The sequence below is a fragment of the Chitinimonas koreensis genome, assembly GCF_014353015.1.
In the GTDB taxonomy this organism is placed as follows: Bacteria; Pseudomonadota; Gammaproteobacteria; order Burkholderiales; family Chitinimonadaceae; genus Chitinimonas; species Chitinimonas koreensis.
Genome location: NZ_CP060704.1, coordinates 1911615 through 1930606, shown reverse-complemented (window position 1 = coordinate 1930606; position 18992 = coordinate 1911615). Strand labels below are relative to the sequence as shown.

Here is an 18992-nt window from a genome sequence, read left to right as displayed (position 1 = left end):
CCTTAAAAGTAAAGGAACCCGCCATGCCCAACGTCAAGCACAGCAGCCTGCTGATCCTCGGTTCCGGCCCCGCCGGCTACACCGCCGCCGTCTACGCGGCCCGCGCCAACCGCAAGCCGCTGCTGGTGACCGGCCTTGCCCAGGGCGGCCAGCTGATGACCACCACCGACGTCGACAACTGGCCGGCCGATGCCGACGGCGTGCAGGGCCCCGAGCTGATGCAGCGCTTCCAGAAACACGCCGAGCGCTTCGGCACCGAGATCGTGTTCGACCACATCCACACCGCGAAGTTGACCGAGAAGCCGATCCGCCTGATCGGCGACTCCGGCGAATACACCTGCGACGCGCTGATCATCGCCACCGGCGCCTCGGCGCAATACCTCGGCCTGCCGTCGGAAGAGGCCTTCCACGGCCGCGGCGTGTCGGGCTGCGCCACCTGCGACGGCTTCTTCTACCGCAACCAGAAGGTCTGCGTGGTCGGCGGCGGCAACACCGCGGTCGAGGAAGCGCTCTACCTCGCCAACATCGCCAGCCACGTCACCCTGATCCACCGCCGCGACACCTTCCGCGCCGAGAAGATCCTGATCGAGCACCTGATGGAGAAGGTCGAGTCGGGCAAGATCAGCCTGGAACTGAACGCCACGCTCGACGAGGTGCTCGGCGACGACAGCGGCGTGACCGGCGTGCGGGTGAAGTCGACGCAGGACGGCTCGACCAAGAACCTGGAGCTGACCGGCTGCTTCATCGCCATCGGCCACAAGCCCAACACCGACATCTTCGCCGGCCAGCTCGAGATGGAAAACGGCTACATCGTCACCCGCGGCGGCCGCGAAGGGAACGCGACGGCGACCAGCATCCCCGGCGTGTTCGCCTCGGGCGACGTGCAGGACCACGTCTACCGCCAGGCCATCACCAGCGCCGCGACCGGCTGCCAGGCCGCGCTCGATGCCGACAAGTACCTCGACACGCTGAAGTAAGCTTCCCGGCGCAGTCCGCAGACGAGGCCGCCCTGATGGGCGGCCTTGCCGCGTCCTGGATCACCCATCGCGTCATGCCGCGCCCCAAGACCCCGCTCGCCGACCAGCTCAAGCCGATCGCCCGCGCCCTGCGCGAGGAGCGTCGCCCGCCCGCGCCCAGGCCGCCGGCCGCGCCGCCGGTCGAGACCGAGGCGCTGCTGTTCCAGCGCGAGATGGCCGGCGTCGAGCCGCTGCGCCGGCCGCTGCCCTACCCGCATCCGCCGGCGCCGGTGTCGCCCTGGCCGCGCCAGCGCGCCGCCGACGAAGGCCGCGTGATGCACGACGCGATGACCGATTTCTGGCCGTGGGACGAGATCGAGAGCGGCGAGGAGCTGCTCTACCTGCGCGCCGGCCAGAAGCTCGACACGCTGAAGAAGCTGCGCCGCGGCCACTGGGTGGTGCAGGCCCAGCTCGACCTGCACGGCCTCGATACCGACGCGGCGCGCGCGGCGGTCGGCGCCTTCGTCCACGATTGCGTGCGCGGCGACAAGCGCTGCGTGCGCATCATCCACGGCAAGGGCTGGGCTCGAAGAACCGCGAGCCGGTGCTGAAGAACAAGCTGCGCAACTGGCTGGCTCAGCGCGACGAGGTGCTGGCGTTCTGCCAGGCGCCGCACGTCGACGGCGGCGGCGGTGCGGCCCTGGTGCTGCTGCGCGCGCCGAAGCGCTGACACCGCCCCGCGGCAAGGCTGCGTGTACGGCCCGACAGCTTGTGGACACGCCGCCCAACCCCGACAATGGCGCCCGCTCGCCAAGCCGGTTCCGGTTCCGGTTCCGGTTCCGTAGGAGCGGCTTCAGCCGCGAACGGTTCAGGCCGGCACGGACGTATTCGCGGCTGAAGCCGCGCCTACAAGACGACGCGGCTCTTGAACGCGCCACACGCAATCCAAGCGCAGACCCATCTGCGTACAGAACAAGACCAGGGAGAAACGCGGCCATGCTGCTCGCGCTGAGAATCGAAGTGGACAGCCTCGCCGCCACCCGCGAGGCGGTGCCGCGCCTGCTCGAGGCCCTGCAGCGCCACGAGGCCGGCGCCAGCTTCTACTTCAATTTCGGCCCCGACCGCGGCGCGCTGGCGCAAGGCCCGCTGTTCGAGATCGGCCGCGACAAGCGCCAGCGCAAGCTCAACCGCGCGCTGCTCGGCCCGCAGGGCTGGGCGCGCGGCTACGGCCGGCCGCTGCCGGCGCCGCGCGTCGGCGAGCAGGCCGCGGCGGCGATCCGGGCGGTCAGGGAGGCCGGTTTCGACACCGGCGTGCTGGCCTGGGACCGCGCCGGCTGGGTGCGCCGGATCGGCACCGCCGAACAGGCCTGGGTCGCCGCCGAGCTGGCCGCCGCCTGCGGCGCCCACGCCGAGCTGTGCGGCGAGCCGCCGCGCGCCACCGCTCTGCCCGGCTGGCGCCTCAATCGCGCCGCACTGCGGCAGCAGCAGCAGATGGGGCTCGAGTTCGGCAGCGATACGCGCGGCCGCCATCCGTTCTACCCGGTGGTCGACGGCGAACCGGTGCGCGTGCCGCAATTGCCGACCACGCTGCCCACGCTGGCCGAACTGATCGGCGACGGCCACGACGAAGCCGGCGCGGTGGCCGCCATCCTGGCCCGCAGCGAGCGCATCCCGCTGACCGGCCACGTTTTTACCGTGCAGGCGGCAGCCGACGGCGGCAAGCGCTTGCCGCTGCTGGAGCAGCTTCTTGCCGGCTGGCGCGGGCAGGGCCACGAGATCACCTCGCTGGCGCGGCTGTACAAGCTGCTCGACCGCGCCGCGCTGCCCTGGCACAGCGTGCTGCAGCAGCCCTCGCCGCTGTACGGCGGCACGCTGGCGGAACAGGGGCCGGCCTTTCCGGGCTGATCGGATGCGGCCGCAAGGCGCGCATCGCGATCCCCCGTCCTGCCCACTCGACGCCCGGCCGGATCGGCCCGGTGGCGGAATGGCGATGGCCCGCTTCTTGCTCCATGTCGGTCAATCCCCCAAGGAGCCCGACCATGACCGCCGCCCTCGCCCGCCAGGAATCGCTCGCCGCCTTCCTCACCCCGGCCCCGCAGCGCCTCTACAAGCGCCTGCCCGGCCCGTTGCCGCTCGGTTTCCCGGAAGCGTTCCGCGCCCGCCTGATCGCGCTGGCCGGCGATGCCGACGTCAGCGATACCACCTTCCAGCGCCTGTATTTCGATCTGATCCTGTGCCCGCAGCTGCACGCCGCCATGCGCCGCATGCATCCGGGCAGCGCCGGCGCGGCCGACCAGCCGGCCAGCGAGGCGATCTTCCTCGACCCGGCGTTCTCCTGGCGCCATCACCTGGACGACCGCCTCAACCAGCGCTGGCGCGAATGCCTGGTCCGCCATGGCGACGGCGCCTGGCTGGATGAATCGCTCGCCCTGCTGTCGAGCTTCCGCGTATTGGCCGAACACCTGGCTTGACGCGTTGCGCAGGCGCCCGGGAAACCCAGGCGCCAATCATTCGTGACTGCTCGACCGCATAGCTCGACCCTGATTCACTCCTACTCCCCCCGCCCTCGCCGCCCCGGGGTCCCCGCAAAGTCGAAGACTTTGTGGGTGGACCAGAGGGAGCCTCGCGACGCTCGACAGCACAATTTCATCGCTACAGCGGTAACCGGCGTGCTCTTCCAGACTCTCAAAATGCAAAGGCCCGTCCAATGGACGGGCCTTTCGTTTGGAAAATCTGCGCTCAGTGCAATACGCGCGGCACCGACAGCACGAATTCGGCGATCTCGGCCTCGAAGGCGGTGCCGTCCTCGGCCATGAACTGGTAGCTGCCGCGCATGGTGCCGACCGGCGTCGACAGCGCCACCCCGCTGGTATAGGAGAAACTGTCGCCGGGCTTGAGCTGCGGCTGCTCGCCGACCACGCCCTGGCCGCGCACTTCCTGCACGCTGCCGGCCGCCTCGGTGATGATCCAATGCCGGCTCAGCAATTGCGCCGGCACCGAGCCGCTGTTGAGGATGCCGATGTGGTAGGCGAACACGTAGCGGCCGGCCGCCTCGTCGGACTGGTCCTCGAGGTACTGCGGCTGCACCGTCACTGTGATGTCGTACTTGCGGGATTCGCCCATGTCGGTGGCCGGTGCTGGATTCGAAGGCGGCGATTACACGCCAATTCGGCGCGGGCCACAAGCCGGGTAAAATCGCGCCGTCGTCCATTCTTCCCCGATCGCGCCGCCATGAGCCAGCCCACCTACCGCATCGCCCCGTCCATCCTGTCTGCAAACTTTGCCAAGCTCGGCGAAGAAGTACAAAACGTGATCGCCGCCGGCGCCGACATCATCCATTTCGACGTGATGGACAACCACTACGTGCCGAACCTGACCATCGGCCCGCTGGTGTGCGAGGCGATCCGGCCCTGCACCGAGGCGCCGATCGACGTGCACCTGATGGTCAAGCCGGTCGACCGCATCATCCCCGACTTCGCCCGCGCCGGCGCCAACATCATCACCTTCCATCCCGAGGCCAGCGAGCACCTCGACCGCACGCTCGGCCTGATCCGCGATTCGGGCTGCAAGGCCGGCCTGGTGTTCAACCCGGCCACGCCGCTGCACTACATGGACTACGTGATGGACAAGCTCGACATGGTGCTGCTGATGTCGGTCAACCCCGGCTTCGGCGGCCAGAAGTTCATCCCCGGCACGCTCGACAAGCTGCGCGAGGCGCGCCGCCGCATCGACGCATACACCGCGCGCAGCGGCCGCGAGATCTGGCTGGAGATCGACGGCGGCGTGAAGGTCGACAACATCGCCGAGATCGCCGCCGCCGGCGCCGACACCTTCGTGGCCGGCTCGGCGATCTACAACACGCCCGACTACAAGGCGACCATCGACGCCATGAGGGCGGAGCTGGCGAAGGTCTGACAACGGTTCACCGTCCGCACCATCCGCGCAGGAGCGGTTTCAGCCGCGAATGTCGGTCGTTGCGCCGTCGCCTTCGCGGCGAAAGCCGCTCCTGCAAGGCGCTCAGCCAGCCGTGAACGGCGGGCCGCCATCCGGCGACTTCGAAAGGAAACCACCAATGCACTGCTACGTCGTCACCGGCGCCTCTCGCGGCCTGGGACTGGGCCTGGCCCGCGCCGTCGCCGCGCGCGGCGGCCAGCTGGTCGCGCTGGCGCGGCACGAATCGGCCGAGCTGGCCGCGCTCGGCGCGGGACTGCCCGGCTACCGCTTCGTCGCGCTCGACCTGGCCGACGGCGCCCGGGTGGCCGAGGTCGCCGAGGAGCTGTTCGGCTCGCTGGCCGCGCTCGACTGGGACGGCGCCTACCTGGTCAACAACGCCGGCGTGGTCGAGCCGGTAGCGCCCGCCGGCCGCTGCGACGACGCCGAACTGCAGCGCTGCATCGCCGTCGACCTCGCGGCGGCGATGCAATTGTGCAACGCCTTCGTGCGCCATTTCGAAGCGCGCCGCGGCGACCGCCGCATCGTCAACGTCAGCTCCGGCGCCGGCCGCAATCCCTATCCGGGCTGGAGCGCCTACTGCGCCGCCAAGGCCGGGCTCGACATGTACAGCCGCTGCGTCGGCCTCGAGCAGGCGGCACGGCCGGACGGCATCCGCATCGCCGCGATCGCGCCCGGCATCGTCGACACCGGCATGCAGGCCGACATCCGCCGCCACGGCGCCGACGACTTTCCGCTGGTCGACCGCGTCAAGGCCTACCACGCCGACGGCGCGCTGAGCGACCCGGACGACTGCGGCGCGCGCCTGCTGGCCGCGCTGCACGGCGACCGGATCGGCTTCGGCGAACTGCTGGACCTGCGCGAGCTCGGTTGAGCGCGCGCCGGGGTACGCCGTCCCCGCCGGCGATCGGCCGCGACGCAGGCTCGTCCTTCCGCCCGTCCTTTCGTCCAACTATAACGATGGGGGCTGCCCAACGCAGGCCGCCTTGCGACCGACAAGAATCGACGACAAAAGGGTGAGATATGCCGGATCAGAAACAGGCGGGCGCCACCGCGTCCGAGGATCAGCATGCTGTCGACGTGGCCGAGATGATGGTCCGCTACCTCGAGAGCATTGGCATCGAATACGTGTTCGGGATACCCGGGGGCGCGGTCGAACCGCTCTACAACGCCCTGGCGCGCAGCGAGCGGCGCGGCGGCCTGCGCCACATCCTGGCGCGGCACGAGACCGGCGCGGCCTACATGGCCGACGGCTATGCGCGCGAGACCGGCAAGATCGGCGTCTGCCTCGCCACCTCGGGGCCGGGCGCCACCAACCTGATCACCGGCATCGCCTGCGCCTTCGACAACGGCGTGCCGATCCTGGCCATCACCGGCCAGCCCTCGCTACCCTCGTTCGGCAAGCGCGCGCTGCAGGAATCGGCCTGCACCGGCATCAACACGCTCGGCATGTTCCGCCACTGCACGCGCTACAACTCGCTGGTGTCGCACCGCGACCAGGCCGAGCAGAAGCTCGCCAACGCGCTGATGAAGGCGCGCCAGGCCAACGGCCCGGTGCACCTGACCTTCCCGGTCGACATCCTGCGCGCCCAGCTCAAGTCGCCCGAGCGCGCCTTCGACCTCAACAAGCTCTTGTACAAGCCCTCGCTGGTCGACGAGGCGGCGCTGCGCAAGCTGGCCGAGGCGATCCGCGGCGCGCACCGCATGGTGTTCGTGATCGGCGCCAGCTGCGGCGAGGCGATCGATCCGATCCTCGAACTGGCCGAGCTGACCGACTCGATCTTCCTCACCGCGCCTGACGGCAAGGGCCTGGTCAATCCGCGCCACCCGCTCTACCGCGGCGTGTTCGGCTTCGCCGGCCACTACACCGCCAACGCGGCGCTGCTCGACGACCCCGACCTGACGCTGGCCTTCGGCACCAGCCTCGGCGAATGGGCCAGCGCGGCCTGGTGCGAGACGGTGCTGAACGACCGGCTGATCCACATCGATTCGTCCGAGGAACACCTGCTGCGCTCGCCGATGGCCAAGCTGCACGTGCGCGGCCGCATCAGCACGGTGTGCGAGCGGCTGCTCGAGGCGCTGCGCAGCGGCCCCAGCCCTTACGTCCAGCGCGACATCGGCGCCAGCGGCCATATCCAGAGCCAGCGGCTGCGCGAGCCGGACAAGTGCAGCGACGACAGCGTGCCGATCAAGCCGCAACGGCTGATGCGCCTGCTGTCCGAACGGCTGCCGCCCAATGTGCGGGTGTTCGCCGACACCGGCAACAGCACCTCGTGGGCGGTGCACTACCTCGAAGTGCACGACCGCCGCATGCGCCACGGCAACGGCAGCCCGCCGGTCGCTGCCGACGGCCAGCGCCGCCACGGCGGGCCGGGCTGGCTGCAGAGCACCATGGACTTCGCCGCGATGGGCTGGGCGATCGGCGCCGCGATCGGCGCGGCGGCCGGCAACCGGCGCTGCCCGGCGGTCTGCATCACCGGCGACGGCAGCTACCTGATGAACGGCCAGGAGATCTCGGTCGCCGCGGCCGAGGGACTCAACGTGCTGTTCGTCATCCTCAACGACGGCGGCCTGGGCATGGTCAAGCACGGCCAGCGGCTGTCGGGCGCCGAATCGATCGGCCATGCGATCCCGCTCGTCGACTACCGGCTGCAGGCTGAATCGTTCGGCGTGCCGGGCTACGTGATCCGCTCGGCGGCCGACCTCGAGGCGCTCGACATCGGCGCGCTGCTGCGCCGCGGCGGGCCGAGCCTGCTCGACGTGCGCATCGACCCCGACGAGGTGCCGCCGATGAACGTGCGCATCAAGACTCTGAAAGGAACCGCCTAGGCCATGACGACCGAAGACCGGGATCTCATCCACAGCAAGATCTGGCTGGAAGAAGCGCAAGCGGACAACCCCTTTCGTGCCGAAGCGAGCTACTGCCGCGGCTACGACGTATACGGCGCACTGCTGGGCCAGGCCAGTTACATCGAGTATCTGTACCTGCTGTTCCGCGGCGAGCGGCCCGATACGCGCCAGGCACGGCTGCTCGAAACGCTGGCGATCGCGCTGGCCAACCCCGGCCCGCGCGACCCGTCGGTCCATGCGGCCATGTGCGCCGGCGTCGGCGGCTCGCCGGCTGCGGCGGCGCTGATGGCCGCGCTGGCGGCCGGAGCCGGAAGCTACGGCGGCGCGCGCGAGGTACGGCTGGCGGTCGAGGGCTGGCAAACGGCCGGCACCGACCTCGCGGCCTGGACACCGCTGCTGACCAAGCCGGCGCCGCCCGAACGCGCACAGGTCTGGCCCGACATGGAACACCCGCCGGGCTTCGACCCCTATGGCACGCGCTGCGCCGGCCCGGTGCTGCAGACGCTGGCCCGCCTGGCCGAACTGACGCCGGACGGCCGCGCCGCCTGGCTGGCCGCCGAGCGTGAGGGCCTGGAGCGGGCGGCCGGCCTGCCGCTGGCGCTGACCGGCGCGGCCGCGGCCGGCTTCGCCGACCTCGGCTGCACGCCGGCCGAGGCCGAGATGCTGACCCTGCTGCTGCGCCTGCCCGGCGCCGCCGCCCATACGCTCGAACAGGCCGAGGTCGGCTACCGCCGCTTCCCCTTCTTCACCATCGAGCTCGAAAACGATCCCCAGGCCAAGGAGCGCGCAGCATGAGCGGACCGGCAACCCTCGCCCAGCACAACGGCCCGTTCCGCACCCAGGCCGGCGCCTGCTTCCCCGGCGACCGCGCGGTGTTCCGCGGCCACGACCTGCACGCCGACCTGCGCGACATCGACTGGATGGAGCTCTACCTGTTCGGCATCACCGGCCGCCGCATCGAGCCGCGCCAGCGCGAAGTGCTGCACGTGCTGTGGACCTGCACCAGCTACCCCGACGCGCGGCTGTGGAACAACCGCGTCGCCGCGCTGGTCGGCGCCGGCCGCGGCACCGGCGCGATGGCGATCGGCGCCGCCATCGCGGTGTCGGAAGCCGCGATCTACGGCTGGCAGCCCGAATTCACCGCCGCCGACTTCCTCCATCGCGCCCGCCGGCGCGTCGATGCCGGCGAGACGCTGGAAGCGGTGGTGAAGGAAGAACTGGCGCGCCACCGCCTGCTGCTGGGCTATGGCCGGCCGGTGGCCACGCTCGAGGTCGACGAGCGCATCACCGTGGTGGTCGAGCTGCTGGAGAAGCTCGGCCTCGGCGTCGGCCCGCACCTGGCGCTGGCCTTCGAGGTCGAGCGCACGCTGCTGGCGCTCGGCCGCCGGCTGCCGATCAACTACGCGGCGGCGATCGCGGCCGTCTCGCTCGACCTCGGGCTGTCGCCGCGCGAGTGCTACCTGTTCTTCCTGCCGTCGTTCATGGCCGGCATGCCGCCCTGCTACCAGGAGGCGGCGGCCAAGCCCGAAGGCGCGACCTTCGCGCTGCGCTGCGCCCAGATCGACTACACCGGCCCGGCCAAGCGCGACTGGGATGCCGGCCCCGCCTGATCGCGCTCAACCCCAGCCCGCGGAATCCATAGCCATGAGGTCCACCATGCCCAGGACAACCCTCAAGCGCCTGCCCGTCCTGCTGTTCCTGCTCGGCGGCAGCTGGGCGCTGGCCGCCAGCGGCGAGGAGGAAGACCTCGAGCTGGTCTACGGCGACAAGTCCTTCGTCTCGATCGCCACCGGCTCGAACATCGCCGTGTCGCGCGCGCCGGCGGTCGCCACCGTGATCACCGCCGAGGAGATCGCCAGCGGCGGCTTCGCCAATCTCGACGACGTGCTCGAAACCGTGCCCGGCATGCACGTCGGCCGAAACGAGCTCTCCTACGAAGCGCTCTACATCGTGCGCGGCATCATCTCCAAGCGGAACCCGGAGGTACTGATGCTGCTGAACGGCCAGCCGATGACCAGCCCCTTCGTCGGCAACCGCGGCGACTTCTGGCAAGGCATGCCGCTGGAGCACGTCGCCCGCATCGAGGTGATCCGCGGCCCCGGCTCGGCGCTGTACGGCGCCGACGCCTATTCGGGCGTGATCAACATCATCACCAAGGACGCCAAGCAGATCGACGGCAACCACGTCGGCACCCGGCTCGGCTCGTTCGGCAGCCGCGCCGGCTGGTTCCAGCACGGCGGCAAGTGGGGCGACGTCGACGTGGCGGCCTACCTCAACGTCGAGCGCACCGACGGCTCCGACGCGCGCGTCGAGGCCGACGGCCAGACCTTCCTCGATGGCCTGTTCGGCAGCCATGCCTCGCATGCGCCGGGGCCGGTGAACCGCGACTTCCGCGCGCTCGACGCCCACCTGGAGCTGGCCTGGAACGGCTGGCGCCTGCGCACCGCCCACCTGCGCCGCGACGACATCGGCAGCGGCGCCGGCATCGGCGCGGCGCTCGATCCGGACGGCAGCACCGATACCCGCACCACGCTGGCCAACCTCGGCTACCAGACCCGGCTGGCCGACTGGGAGCTGTCGACCCAGGCCGACTATTACGGCCGCAGCGCGGTATCGCGGCTCAAGGTCTATCCGAACGGCGCCTTCGGCGGCGCCTATCCGGACGGCTTCATCGGCAATCCGTCCAAGTGGGAACGCCGCCATGCGCTGTCCGGCACCGCGGTCTACTCGGGCTGGCAGGATCACCGGCTGCGTTTCGGCGTCGGCGTCGAGCGCACCGAGATCTACAAGACCGCCGAGAGCAAGAACTTCGAATTCGTCGGCGGCGTCCCGGTCCCGACCGGCGGCGTGGTCGACGTCAGCGGCACCGACAAGGTCTACCTCAAGCCGCACGTGCGGCGGCTCGACTACGTCTACCTGCAGGACGAGTGGAGCATGGCCAAGGACTGGACGCTGACCGCCGGCATCCGCCACGACCGCTACTCGGACTTCGGCAACACCACCAATCCGCGGCTGGCGCTGGTGTGGGAGGCCGCCTACAACGTCACCGCCAAGCTCCTGTACGGCCAGGCCTTCCGCGCGCCGTCCTTCGTCGAGCAGTACATCATCAACAACCCGGTCACCCAGGGGAATCCGAACGCCAAGCCCGAGAAGATCTCGACCGGCGAATTCGTGCTGAACTGGCAGCCGCAGACCAATCTGCAGTTCGGCCTCAACGTGTTCCGCTACCAGCGCAGCGACATCCTGCGCTACGTGCCGGTGGCGGTCGGCAACATGGCCGAGAACACCGGCGGCGCCAGCGGCCGCGGCTTCGAGCTCGAAGCCGCCTGGGAGCCGAGCCGGGCGGTGCGGTTGTCGGCCAACTTCGCCCACCAGCGCTCGGTCGACGACACCGACGGCCGCGACGCCGGCATCGCACCGCACAACCACGCCTATGCGCGCGCCGACTGGCGCTTCGACAGCGAATGGTCGCTCAGCGGCCAGTTCAACTGGGTGGCCGGCCGCCACCGCGAGGCGGCCGACGTGCGCACCGAACCGGTGCCCGACTACCACACCGTCGACGCCACGCTGCGGCGCGGCCTGGCCTCGAGCCAGTGGGAGGTCTCGCTGACCGCGCGCAACCTGTTCGACGCCGATGCGCGCGAACCGAGCTTCGCGCCGGGCACCGACCTGCCGCAGGACATCCCGCTCGCCGGCCGTTCCTGGCTGCTGCAAGCCCGTTACCAGTTTTAAAGGAGAAGACATGCACGACCTCGTAGGCAAGAAGGCGCTGATCACCGGCGGCAACAGCGGCATCGGCCTCGCCACCGCCCGGCGCTTCATCGAGGCCGGCGCCGACGTCGCCATCAGCGGCCGCGACCCGGTCACGCTAGCGGAGGCGCGCGCCACGCTGGAGGCGCTTGAGCCGGTGCAGGCCGGCCGCTGCAAGGTGCTGGCGCTGCGGAGCGATGCCGCCGACCTCGGCGCCATCGACGGCCTGATCGCCGAGGTGGCCGGCGCCTTCGGCCGCATCGACGTGCTGTTCGTCAACGCCGGCATCGCCCAGGCGGCGCCGGTCGAGGCGGTCAGCGAGGCGCAGTTCGACGCCATGGTGTCGATCAATCTCAAGGGCGTGTTCTTCACCGTGCAGAAGGCGCTGCCGCACATGGGCGAAGGCGGCTCGATCATCGTCACCACCTCGATCACCAACCGCATGGGTTCGCCCAACTTCAGCATCTACGGCGCCTGCAAGGCGGCCCAGCGCTCGCTGGTGCAGTCGCTGGGCCTGGAACTGATCGCGCGCGGCATCCGCATCAACGCGATCTGCCCGGGGCCGATCGACACTCCGATCTACGGCCGCTTCGGCCTGCCCGGCGAGATGGAGCCCGGCATCCGCGCCGAGATCAGCCGCAAGTCGCCGATCAAGCGCTTCGGCACGCCCGACGAAGTGGCGAAGGTGGCGCTGTTCCTGGCCTCGGACGCTGCGGCCTATGTGGTCGGCGAGGAGATCGTGGTCGACGGGGGGATGAGCCTGCTGTGATCCTTGGGGTTCGATCTGGCTATGGATGTCGAATCGGCCTGCAGCACCCGCGCCCGGCAAAGCCGGGCGTTTGCGGACCGTGAATGCTCGGGCAGCGGATCATCCCTGATTCACCCCGACTCCCCCGCCCTCGCCGCCGCGAGGGAGCCTCGCTGACGCTCGTTCGTGACAACAAATGCGCTGAAGTTGATGGCTATTACCGTGCCGGTGCTTGAACCATCTAGGCGGATAACCGCATGGATGCCGGTGCATCAGCGCTTCGTCCATGGGAACTGCTGACGCTCGACATTACCGATAACGGGTCTTTGGGCGGCGATCCCTTCTCCCGCGCGCGGGAGAAGGTGGCCCGCAAGGCCGGATGAGGGTTGGCGGATTGAAAAGCTACCCTATGCGTCAAGGCCGAGCGAACCGCAGTCCGGCGTCGACGCCCGCAGCCGATTGCACGCGGCGTTCAGCCTCATCCCACAGCAAAAAACCGGCCGCAAGCGGTGAATCGGCGTCCCGCTCCGAGATCCAGGGGCGCGATCGGTGCGATCGGCGCCGACGCGGCTTCAGGCGGCGCCCGGCGCCGGATCGGCCGGCGTTACCCACCTGGGCGAAGGCCGCTATTTCGCGCGGCCCGGAAGCATCCTATATTCGAGGCTGGCAGCCGCGCGGCGCGGCGACCAGGGAGGACGCGAGCGCAGCGCCATGGCGCGTCGCGAACGGCGGCAAGACAGACAAACGAATAATCCAGGACCACTGGCAGCGTGTTTCAAACCCTTCTTTCCCGCCGGCAGCCGGGCGGGCGGCACAACGGGCTCGGATGCCTCGCGGCCTGCCTCTGCGCGATCGCGCTGCTGGCCGGCCTGCCGGCCAGGCCGCCGGGCGCCTGGCCGGGCGGCCCACCCTGGCCATCCTGTACGACCGCGCCGACGAATACGCGCCCAACGCCTTCCAGCAGGTGCTCGACGGCATCCGCACCCATCCCGACATCGCCGTGTTCCGCGTCGCCCTGAACGATCCGCCGTCCGGCTCCCTGGCCGTGGCCGCCGCCGCGGCGCCGCAGCAGGGCGGCTTCATCAAGCTGGCCGCCTACACCGGCGGCAATATCGCGGTGCTCTATCCCGATATCGGCGAGCCCTATCGCAGCGTGTTCTCCAAGATCATCGAAGGCATCGAGGACAAGGCCAAGGTCCGCGTCGCCAGCTACCCGATCGGCGGCGGCACCCGGCCCGAAGAGCTGGCCGGCGAACTCAGGCGGCAGAACGTGCGGGTGGTGATCGCGCTCGGCCGCAACGGCCTCAAGGCCGCCTCCTCGCTCGAGCGCGGCAGCGTCGCGATCGTCGCCGGCGGCGTGCTCACCGTGCCCGAGAGCGAAATGCGCGGCATGGCGGTGTACAGCCTGGCGCCCGATCCGGAATTGCTGTTCGCGCGGCTCAAGGTGCTGGTGCCGCAGGTGCGGCGCGTCTACGTGGTGTACGACCCGCGCCAGAACGCCTGGCTGCTGCAGCTGGCGCGCGCCGCCGCCCGCAGCCAGGGACTGGAGCTGGTGCCGCGCGAGGCGCAGGACCTGCGCGCCGCGATGCAGCAGTACCAGGCGCTGCTGGCCGGCCTCGACCCGCGCAGCGACGCGCTGTGGCTGCCGCAGGACAGCACCACGGTGGAGGAATCCGCAGTGCTGCCGCTGGTGCTGCAGGAAGCCTGGAACCGCAACATCGCGGTGTTCTCGTCGAGCCTGGGCCACGTCAAGCGCGGCATCCTGTTCTCGCTCTACCCCAACAACCTGGAACTCGGCCGCAACCTGGCCAGCTCGGCGCTCGGCCGGCTGGCCAGCAATGCCGACGCCGACGGCGGCATGGTGCCGCTGAAGGACGTCCTGATCGCGGTCAACCTGCGCACCGCCGGCCATCTCGGCCTCAACATCGGCGCGTCGCAGCGATTCGACTTAGTGTTCCCCGAGCCTTGAGAGCTTGAAATGGATCGTGGGCACCCGAACGATAGAGCAACACCCGGCAATCCCCGCAAGGGGAAGGCCGGAGTTGCGAGCGCGGAATCCGGGCGGCAACTCCGCTCAGCCGGGCGCTCACGGCTGGAGCGTGCTCCGATTCCGGCTCGGCCTGTTCATTCCCACTCCCCCGCCCTCGCCGCCCCGGGGTCCCCGCTGGCGCCCCCGCAAAGTCGGAGACTTTGCGGGGTGGAGCAGAGGGAGCCTCGCTTCGCTCGATTACCCTCAAACCCATGCTTGCATTATTAACAGGCGCTAGATGAAGCTGCTCGACCGCTTCCTGCACGAAGCCTCCTTCCGCCGCCAGCTCACCGTGGCCGTCACCGCCGGCGTGCTGCTGCTGGCCCTGCTCGCCTCGCTGGCCAGCTCCTGGCAGGGCAGCCGGCAGATCCGCCAGGTGCTGCTGGCCCAGGGCCAGCGCGTGGCCGACAGCCTGGCGCGGCAAAGCAAGCTGGCGCTGCTGTACGACTCGGCCGAGAACGCCGACAACGCGGTGCGCGGCACGCTGGCCTTCCCCGACGTGATCCGGGTCGAACTGCACCACGCCGACGGCCGCATGCTGCTGGCCCGCGACAAGAAGGAGGCGCCGGCGGCCGACGACGCCGCCGCGCCCGTCAAGGCGGCGACCATCGCGGCAGCGCGGCTCGAGGCCGAGACCGACGCCGACTGGCGCTTCGTCGCGCCGGTGCTGGGCAAGGAGGCCGACGCCTCGCCGTTCGCCGTCGACGAGCCGCGCAGCGAGCGCATCGGCTACGTGCGGGTGGTGCAGAGCAAGGCCACGCTGCAGCGCATGATGGCCGAGGTGTTCGTGGTCAACTTCGGTACCGCCTTCCTGGCCGCCTTCGCGCTGCTGTTCCTGATCCGCCTGCTCACCCGCCGGCTGACCCGGCCGCTGGCGCAACTGGCCGAGCGCATGGCCGAGGCCGAGCGCGGCGAGCTCGACGTGCGCGCCGGCACCGACGGCCCGCGCGACATCGCCGACATGGCGCAGGCCTTCAACAGCATGATCGCGGTGCTGGAGGCGCGCGAGCAGGAGCTGCGCGAGGCGCGCGACGAGGCGGTGCGCTTCGCCCGGCTCAAGGCCGAGTTCGCCGCCACCGTCAGCCACGAGGTGCGCACGCCGCTCAATGGCGTGATCGGCACGCTCGACATCCTGATGGCCACCCAGCTGCCGGCCAAGCAGCGCCATTTCGTCGAGCTGGCCTGGGATTCGGCCCAGTACCTGCTGGACCTGGTCAACAACATCCTCGACTTCTCGCGGCTCGAAGCGGGCCGGCTCGAACTCGAGCACACCGATTTCAGCCCGGCCGACCTGATCGAGGACGTGATCGGCATGCTGGCGCCGCAGGCCCACCAGAAGGGCCTCGAACTCGGTTACCTGCTGGCGCCCGCGGTGCCGGCGCGGCTGCGCGGCGACCCCGGCCGCATCCGCCAGGTGCTGACCAATCTGGTCGGCAATGCGATCAAGTTCACCGAGCGCGGCGAGATCGTGGTCAACGGCGACGCCGAGGCCGGCGCCGACGGCGGCTGCCGGCTGCAGCTCGAGGTGGTCGACAGCGGCATCGGCATCGCGCCGGAAGCGCAGGCGCGCATCTTCGAATCGTTCTCGCAGGCCGATACCTCGACCACCCGCCGCTTCGGCGGCTCGGGCCTGGGCTTGGCGATTTGCAAGCAACTGGTGGCGCTGATGGGCGGCCGGATCGGCGTCGACAGCGTGCCGGGCGAAGGCAGCCGCTTCTGGTTCGAACTGCCGCTGGCGCCGGCCAGCGAACCGTGCGCCATACCGGCGCTGCAGCCGGGCTGGCAGGGCCGCGGCGTGCTGCTGGTCGACGAGAGCGCGGTGGTGCGCCATTTCCTCGAACAGTCGCTGGCGGCCTGGGGCTTCCGCTGCCTGTCGGCGCAGGACGCCGACGACGCGCTGCGCACGCTGGCCGACGCGGCCGCGGCCGGCACGCCGTGCGAGCTGGTGATCTTCGACACGCTGTTCGCCAGCGCCGCCGGCGGTAATCTGCCGGGCCGCATCCGCGCCACGCCGGCGCTCGAGGGCACCCGGTTGATCGCGATGAACCGCTTCGGCGCCGGCAGCCCGCCGGGCGAAGTCGCCGACGCGGTGCTGAGCAAGCCGCTGCGGCTGGAGAAGTTGCTCGAATGCATCGCCGAGCTCGACCAGCAGCAGGCGCCGGCGCGCAGCGCCGAGCCGGCCGGCGCCAGCCGCTGCCGCATCCTGGTGGCCGAGGACAACCGCACCAACCAGGCGATCGCCGAGAGCATGCTGGCCATGCTCGGCTGCCAGGCCGAACTGGTGGCCGACGGCCACGAGGCGCTGCGCGCCTTCAAGCGCCAGGCCTTCGACCTGGTGCTGATGGACTGCAACATGCCGCACATGGACGGCTACCAGGCCACCGCGGCGATCCGCGCGATCGAGACGGAGAGCGGCGGCCGGGTGCCGATCGTGGCGATGACCGCCAACATCCAGCAGGCCGATGTCGAGAAATGCCTGGCGGCCGGCATGGACGACCACCTGGCCAAGCCGCTGACGCTGGGCAGCCTGGGCAGCAAGATCGAGCGCTGGGCGCGGCTGCCGATCGCGCATCGCGACGAGGAAGCCGCCGTCGCAGCCACCGCCGGCAACGGCAGCGAGCCGCTCGACCAGGCGGTGTTCGCCAAGCTGCGCGAGGCGCTCGGCGACAGCATCGCGCTGGCGATCCAGCCCTATCTCGAGGACATGCCGGTCTACCTCGAAACGCTCGAGCAGGCCGCCGCCGGCCACGACGCCGCCCGGCTGCGCCAGGCTGCGCATGCGGTCAAGGGCGCCAGCGGCAACCTCGGCGCCGGCCTGGTGGCGAACCTCGCGCGCGAGATCGAGACGCTGGCCGAGGTCGGCCAGACCGGCCATGCCCAATCGCTGCTGAGCCAGCTCCACGCCGAGTACGCGCTGGTCAAGCAGGCGCTGCTGGACGAGCTGAAGACCCACGGCGGCGAGGCCTGCGAGGCCAACGGCGACGGCGGCCTGGTACTGGTGGTCGACGACGACCGCAGCACCCGCTCGGCGCTGCGCCACGCGCTCGAGCGCGGCGGCTTCCAGGTGGCCGAGGCGGCCGACGGCGAGCAGGCGCTGGCCTCGCTGGCGACGGTGCGGCCCGACGTGATCCTGATGGACGGCCTGATGCCGGTGCTCGACGGCTTCAGCGCCTGCGCGCGGCTGCAGGAGATCCCGAGCATCGCGACATCCCGGTGCTGATGATCACCGCGCTCGACGACAACGGCTCGATCGAGCGCGCCTTCGCCGTCGGCGCCAGCGACTACATCACCAAGCCGATCCACCTCGCGGTGGTGCAGCGGCGCGTGCGCCGGGTGATCGAGGCGACCCGCACCGCGCGCCACGTGCGCCACCTGGCCTACCACGACACCATCACCGACCTGCCCAACCGGGCGCAATTCTCCGAGCAGCTCAAGCAGGCGATCGAACGCGCCGAGCAGCACGATCATGCGCTGGCGCTGCTGTTCCTCGACCTCGACCGCTTCAAGTTCGTCAACGACACGCTGGGCCACGAGATCGGCGACCGCCTGCTCAAGCTGGTGGCGCAGCGCGTGCGCCACTGCGTGCGCAGCAGCGACTGCGTGGCGCGGCTCGGCGGCGACGAGTTCACCGTGCTGCTCGACGAGCTGCCCGATCCGTCGGCCGCCGCCAACGTCGCGCAGAAGATCGAGCGCGCGCTGGCCACCCCGTTCGAGATCGACGGCCACGACATCTTCATCTCCACCAGCATCGGCATCTCGCTGTTCCCGGTCGACGGCAACAACGCCAGCACGCTCCTGCGCCACGCCGACACCGCGATGTACCGCGCCAAGCGCGCCAATGCCGGCTTCCAGTTCTACGAGGTCGGCATGGATGCCAGCGTGTCCGAGCACCTGCGGCTGGAAAGCGCCTTGCGGCGCGCGCTCGAGCGCGACGAGCTGATGGTCTATTACCAGCCCGAGGCCGAGACGGTCAGCGGCAAGCTGGTCGGCATGGAGGCGTTGCTGCGCTGGAAGCACCCGGTGCGCGGCATGGTGTCGCCGGCCGAGTTCATCCCGATCGCCGAGGAGACCGGCCTGATCGTGCCGATCGGCGAATGGGTGCTGCGCACTGCCTGTGCCCAGGCCGCGGCCTGGCGCAACGCCGGCGGGCCGGACCTGCAGGTGGCGGTCAACCTGTCGGGCGTGCAGCTCGGCCAGTCCGATTTCGTCGAGCTGGTCGGCCGGGTACTGGCCGAGACCGGCCTGCCCGGCCCGCTCTTGACGCTGGAGATCACCGAGAGCGTGCTGATGGAGCATGCCCACGACGCGGTGTCGGCGCTGCACCAGCTCAAGGCGCTCGGCGTCAACCTGGCGATCGACGACTTCGGCACCGGCTATTCCTCGCTGAGCTATCTCAAGCGCTTCCCGGTCGACGTGCTGAAGATCGACTACTCCTTCATCCGCGACGTCATCAACGACCCGGACGACGCCGCCATCGTCAGCGGCATCGTGGCGCTGGCGCACAGCCTGCGGCTCGAGGTGGTGGCCGAGGGCGTCGAGACGCCGGCCCAGCGCGACTTCCTGAGCCAGCTCGGCTGCAGCTACATGCAGGGCTACTACCTGGCCGAACCGCTGCCGGCGGCGAGCTTCGAGCAGCGCATGCTGACGCGGTATCTGCCGCGGGCGGAGCGGATCGATGCGCCGTCGCAGTCACAGGCGCGTTGATCCA

17 protein-coding genes are annotated in these 18992 nt (G+C 70.4%); 16 read left to right on the top strand and 1 reads right to left on the bottom strand.

Features of this window, described 5'->3' with window-relative positions:
- Window positions 1-23 precede the first annotated feature (23 nt).
- From trxB to H9L41_RS08415, 5 genes are all read left to right on the top strand, one after another.
- Window positions 24-977, top strand: coding sequence for a thioredoxin-disulfide reductase (gene trxB, locus H9L41_RS08430; protein ID WP_028446550.1), 954 nt, complete (start codon window positions 24-26; stop codon window positions 975-977).
- Window positions 978-1012: 35 nt separating this feature from the next.
- Window positions 1013-1567: a Smr/MutS family protein gene (locus tag H9L41_RS08425; RefSeq protein ID WP_265583970.1), complete on the top strand. Its 555-nt coding sequence runs from the start codon at window positions 1013-1015 to the stop codon at window positions 1565-1567.
- Window positions 1561-1686, top strand: a complete 126-nt coding sequence (locus tag H9L41_RS24480) for a Smr/MutS family protein (RefSeq protein WP_265583969.1) — start codon at window positions 1561-1563, stop codon at window positions 1684-1686. The genes H9L41_RS08425 and H9L41_RS24480 overlap by 7 nt, the downstream gene beginning before the upstream one ends.
- A gap of 266 nt (window positions 1687-1952) precedes the next feature.
- A complete protein-coding gene (locus H9L41_RS08420) occupies window positions 1953-2861 on the top strand; it encodes a polysaccharide deacetylase family protein (protein ID WP_028446548.1) in 909 nt (302 codons plus the stop codon).
- Between the two features lie 134 nt (window positions 2862-2995).
- Window positions 2996-3427, top strand: coding sequence for a hypothetical protein (locus tag H9L41_RS08415; RefSeq protein WP_028446547.1), 432 nt, complete (start codon window positions 2996-2998; stop codon window positions 3425-3427).
- Between the two features lie 268 nt (window positions 3428-3695).
- Here the strand turns inward: H9L41_RS08415 and apaG are convergent, their stop codons facing one another.
- Window positions 3696-4079 carry a Co2+/Mg2+ efflux facilitator ApaG/CorD gene (gene apaG / locus H9L41_RS08410; RefSeq protein WP_028446546.1) on the bottom strand — a complete coding sequence of 128 codons (384 nt, stop codon included), beginning with the start codon at window positions 4077-4079 and terminating at the stop codon, window positions 3696-3698.
- A 108-nt stretch (window positions 4080-4187) separates the two neighbouring features.
- Between apaG and rpe the strand changes: the two genes are divergently transcribed.
- The 11 genes from rpe (at window position 4188) to H9L41_RS24470 (ending at window position 18988) form a co-directional block, all read left to right on the top strand.
- The gene (rpe, locus tag H9L41_RS08405) at window positions 4188-4871 is read left to right on the top strand and encodes a ribulose-phosphate 3-epimerase (RefSeq protein WP_028446545.1); all 684 of its coding nucleotides are present in this window, start codon (window positions 4188-4190) and stop codon (window positions 4869-4871) included.
- Window positions 4872-5028: 157 nt separating this feature from the next.
- Entirely contained in the window at window positions 5029-5781 is a 753-nt protein-coding gene (locus H9L41_RS08400; RefSeq protein ID WP_028446544.1) for an SDR family NAD(P)-dependent oxidoreductase, read from the top strand.
- Between the two features lie 149 nt (window positions 5782-5930).
- Window positions 5931-7736 carry a thiamine pyrophosphate-binding protein gene (locus H9L41_RS08395; RefSeq protein ID WP_028446543.1) on the top strand — a complete coding sequence of 602 codons (1806 nt, stop codon included), beginning with the start codon at window positions 5931-5933 and terminating at the stop codon, window positions 7734-7736.
- Window positions 7737-7739: 3 nt separating this feature from the next.
- Window positions 7740-8552: a citrate synthase family protein gene (locus H9L41_RS08390; protein ID WP_028446542.1), complete on the top strand. Its 813-nt coding sequence runs from the start codon at window positions 7740-7742 to the stop codon at window positions 8550-8552.
- Window positions 8549-9367, top strand: a complete 819-nt coding sequence (locus H9L41_RS08385; protein ID WP_028446541.1) for a citrate synthase family protein — start codon at window positions 8549-8551, stop codon at window positions 9365-9367. Before H9L41_RS08390 ends, H9L41_RS08385 begins: the two co-directional genes overlap by 4 nt.
- 46 nt (window positions 9368-9413) lie before the next feature.
- Complete coding sequence (locus tag H9L41_RS08380; protein ID WP_051319076.1) at window positions 9414-11489, top strand: TonB-dependent receptor plug domain-containing protein; 2076 nt, start codon at window positions 9414-9416, stop codon at window positions 11487-11489.
- 10 nt (window positions 11490-11499) lie between these two features.
- Window positions 11500-12276 carry an SDR family oxidoreductase gene (locus H9L41_RS08375; RefSeq protein WP_028446540.1) on the top strand — a complete coding sequence of 259 codons (777 nt, stop codon included), beginning with the start codon at window positions 11500-11502 and terminating at the stop codon, window positions 12274-12276.
- Window positions 12277-12512: 236 nt separating this feature from the next.
- Entirely contained in the window at window positions 12513-12638 is a 126-nt protein-coding gene (locus H9L41_RS24475; RefSeq protein WP_265583968.1) for a hypothetical protein, read from the top strand.
- A 443-nt stretch (window positions 12639-13081) separates the two neighbouring features.
- Window positions 13082-14224, top strand: coding sequence for an ABC transporter substrate-binding protein (locus H9L41_RS08370; RefSeq protein WP_187523756.1), 1143 nt, complete (start codon window positions 13082-13084; stop codon window positions 14222-14224).
- Window positions 14225-14522: 298 nt separating this feature from the next.
- Entirely contained in the window at window positions 14523-17504 is a 2982-nt protein-coding gene (locus tag H9L41_RS08365) for a response regulator (RefSeq protein WP_265583967.1), read from the top strand.
- Window positions 17504-18988 carry a putative bifunctional diguanylate cyclase/phosphodiesterase gene (locus tag H9L41_RS24470; RefSeq protein WP_265584027.1) on the top strand — a complete coding sequence of 495 codons (1485 nt, stop codon included), beginning with the start codon at window positions 17504-17506 and terminating at the stop codon, window positions 18986-18988. Before H9L41_RS08365 ends, H9L41_RS24470 begins: the two co-directional genes overlap by 1 nt.
- Window positions 18989-18992 lie beyond the last annotated feature (4 nt).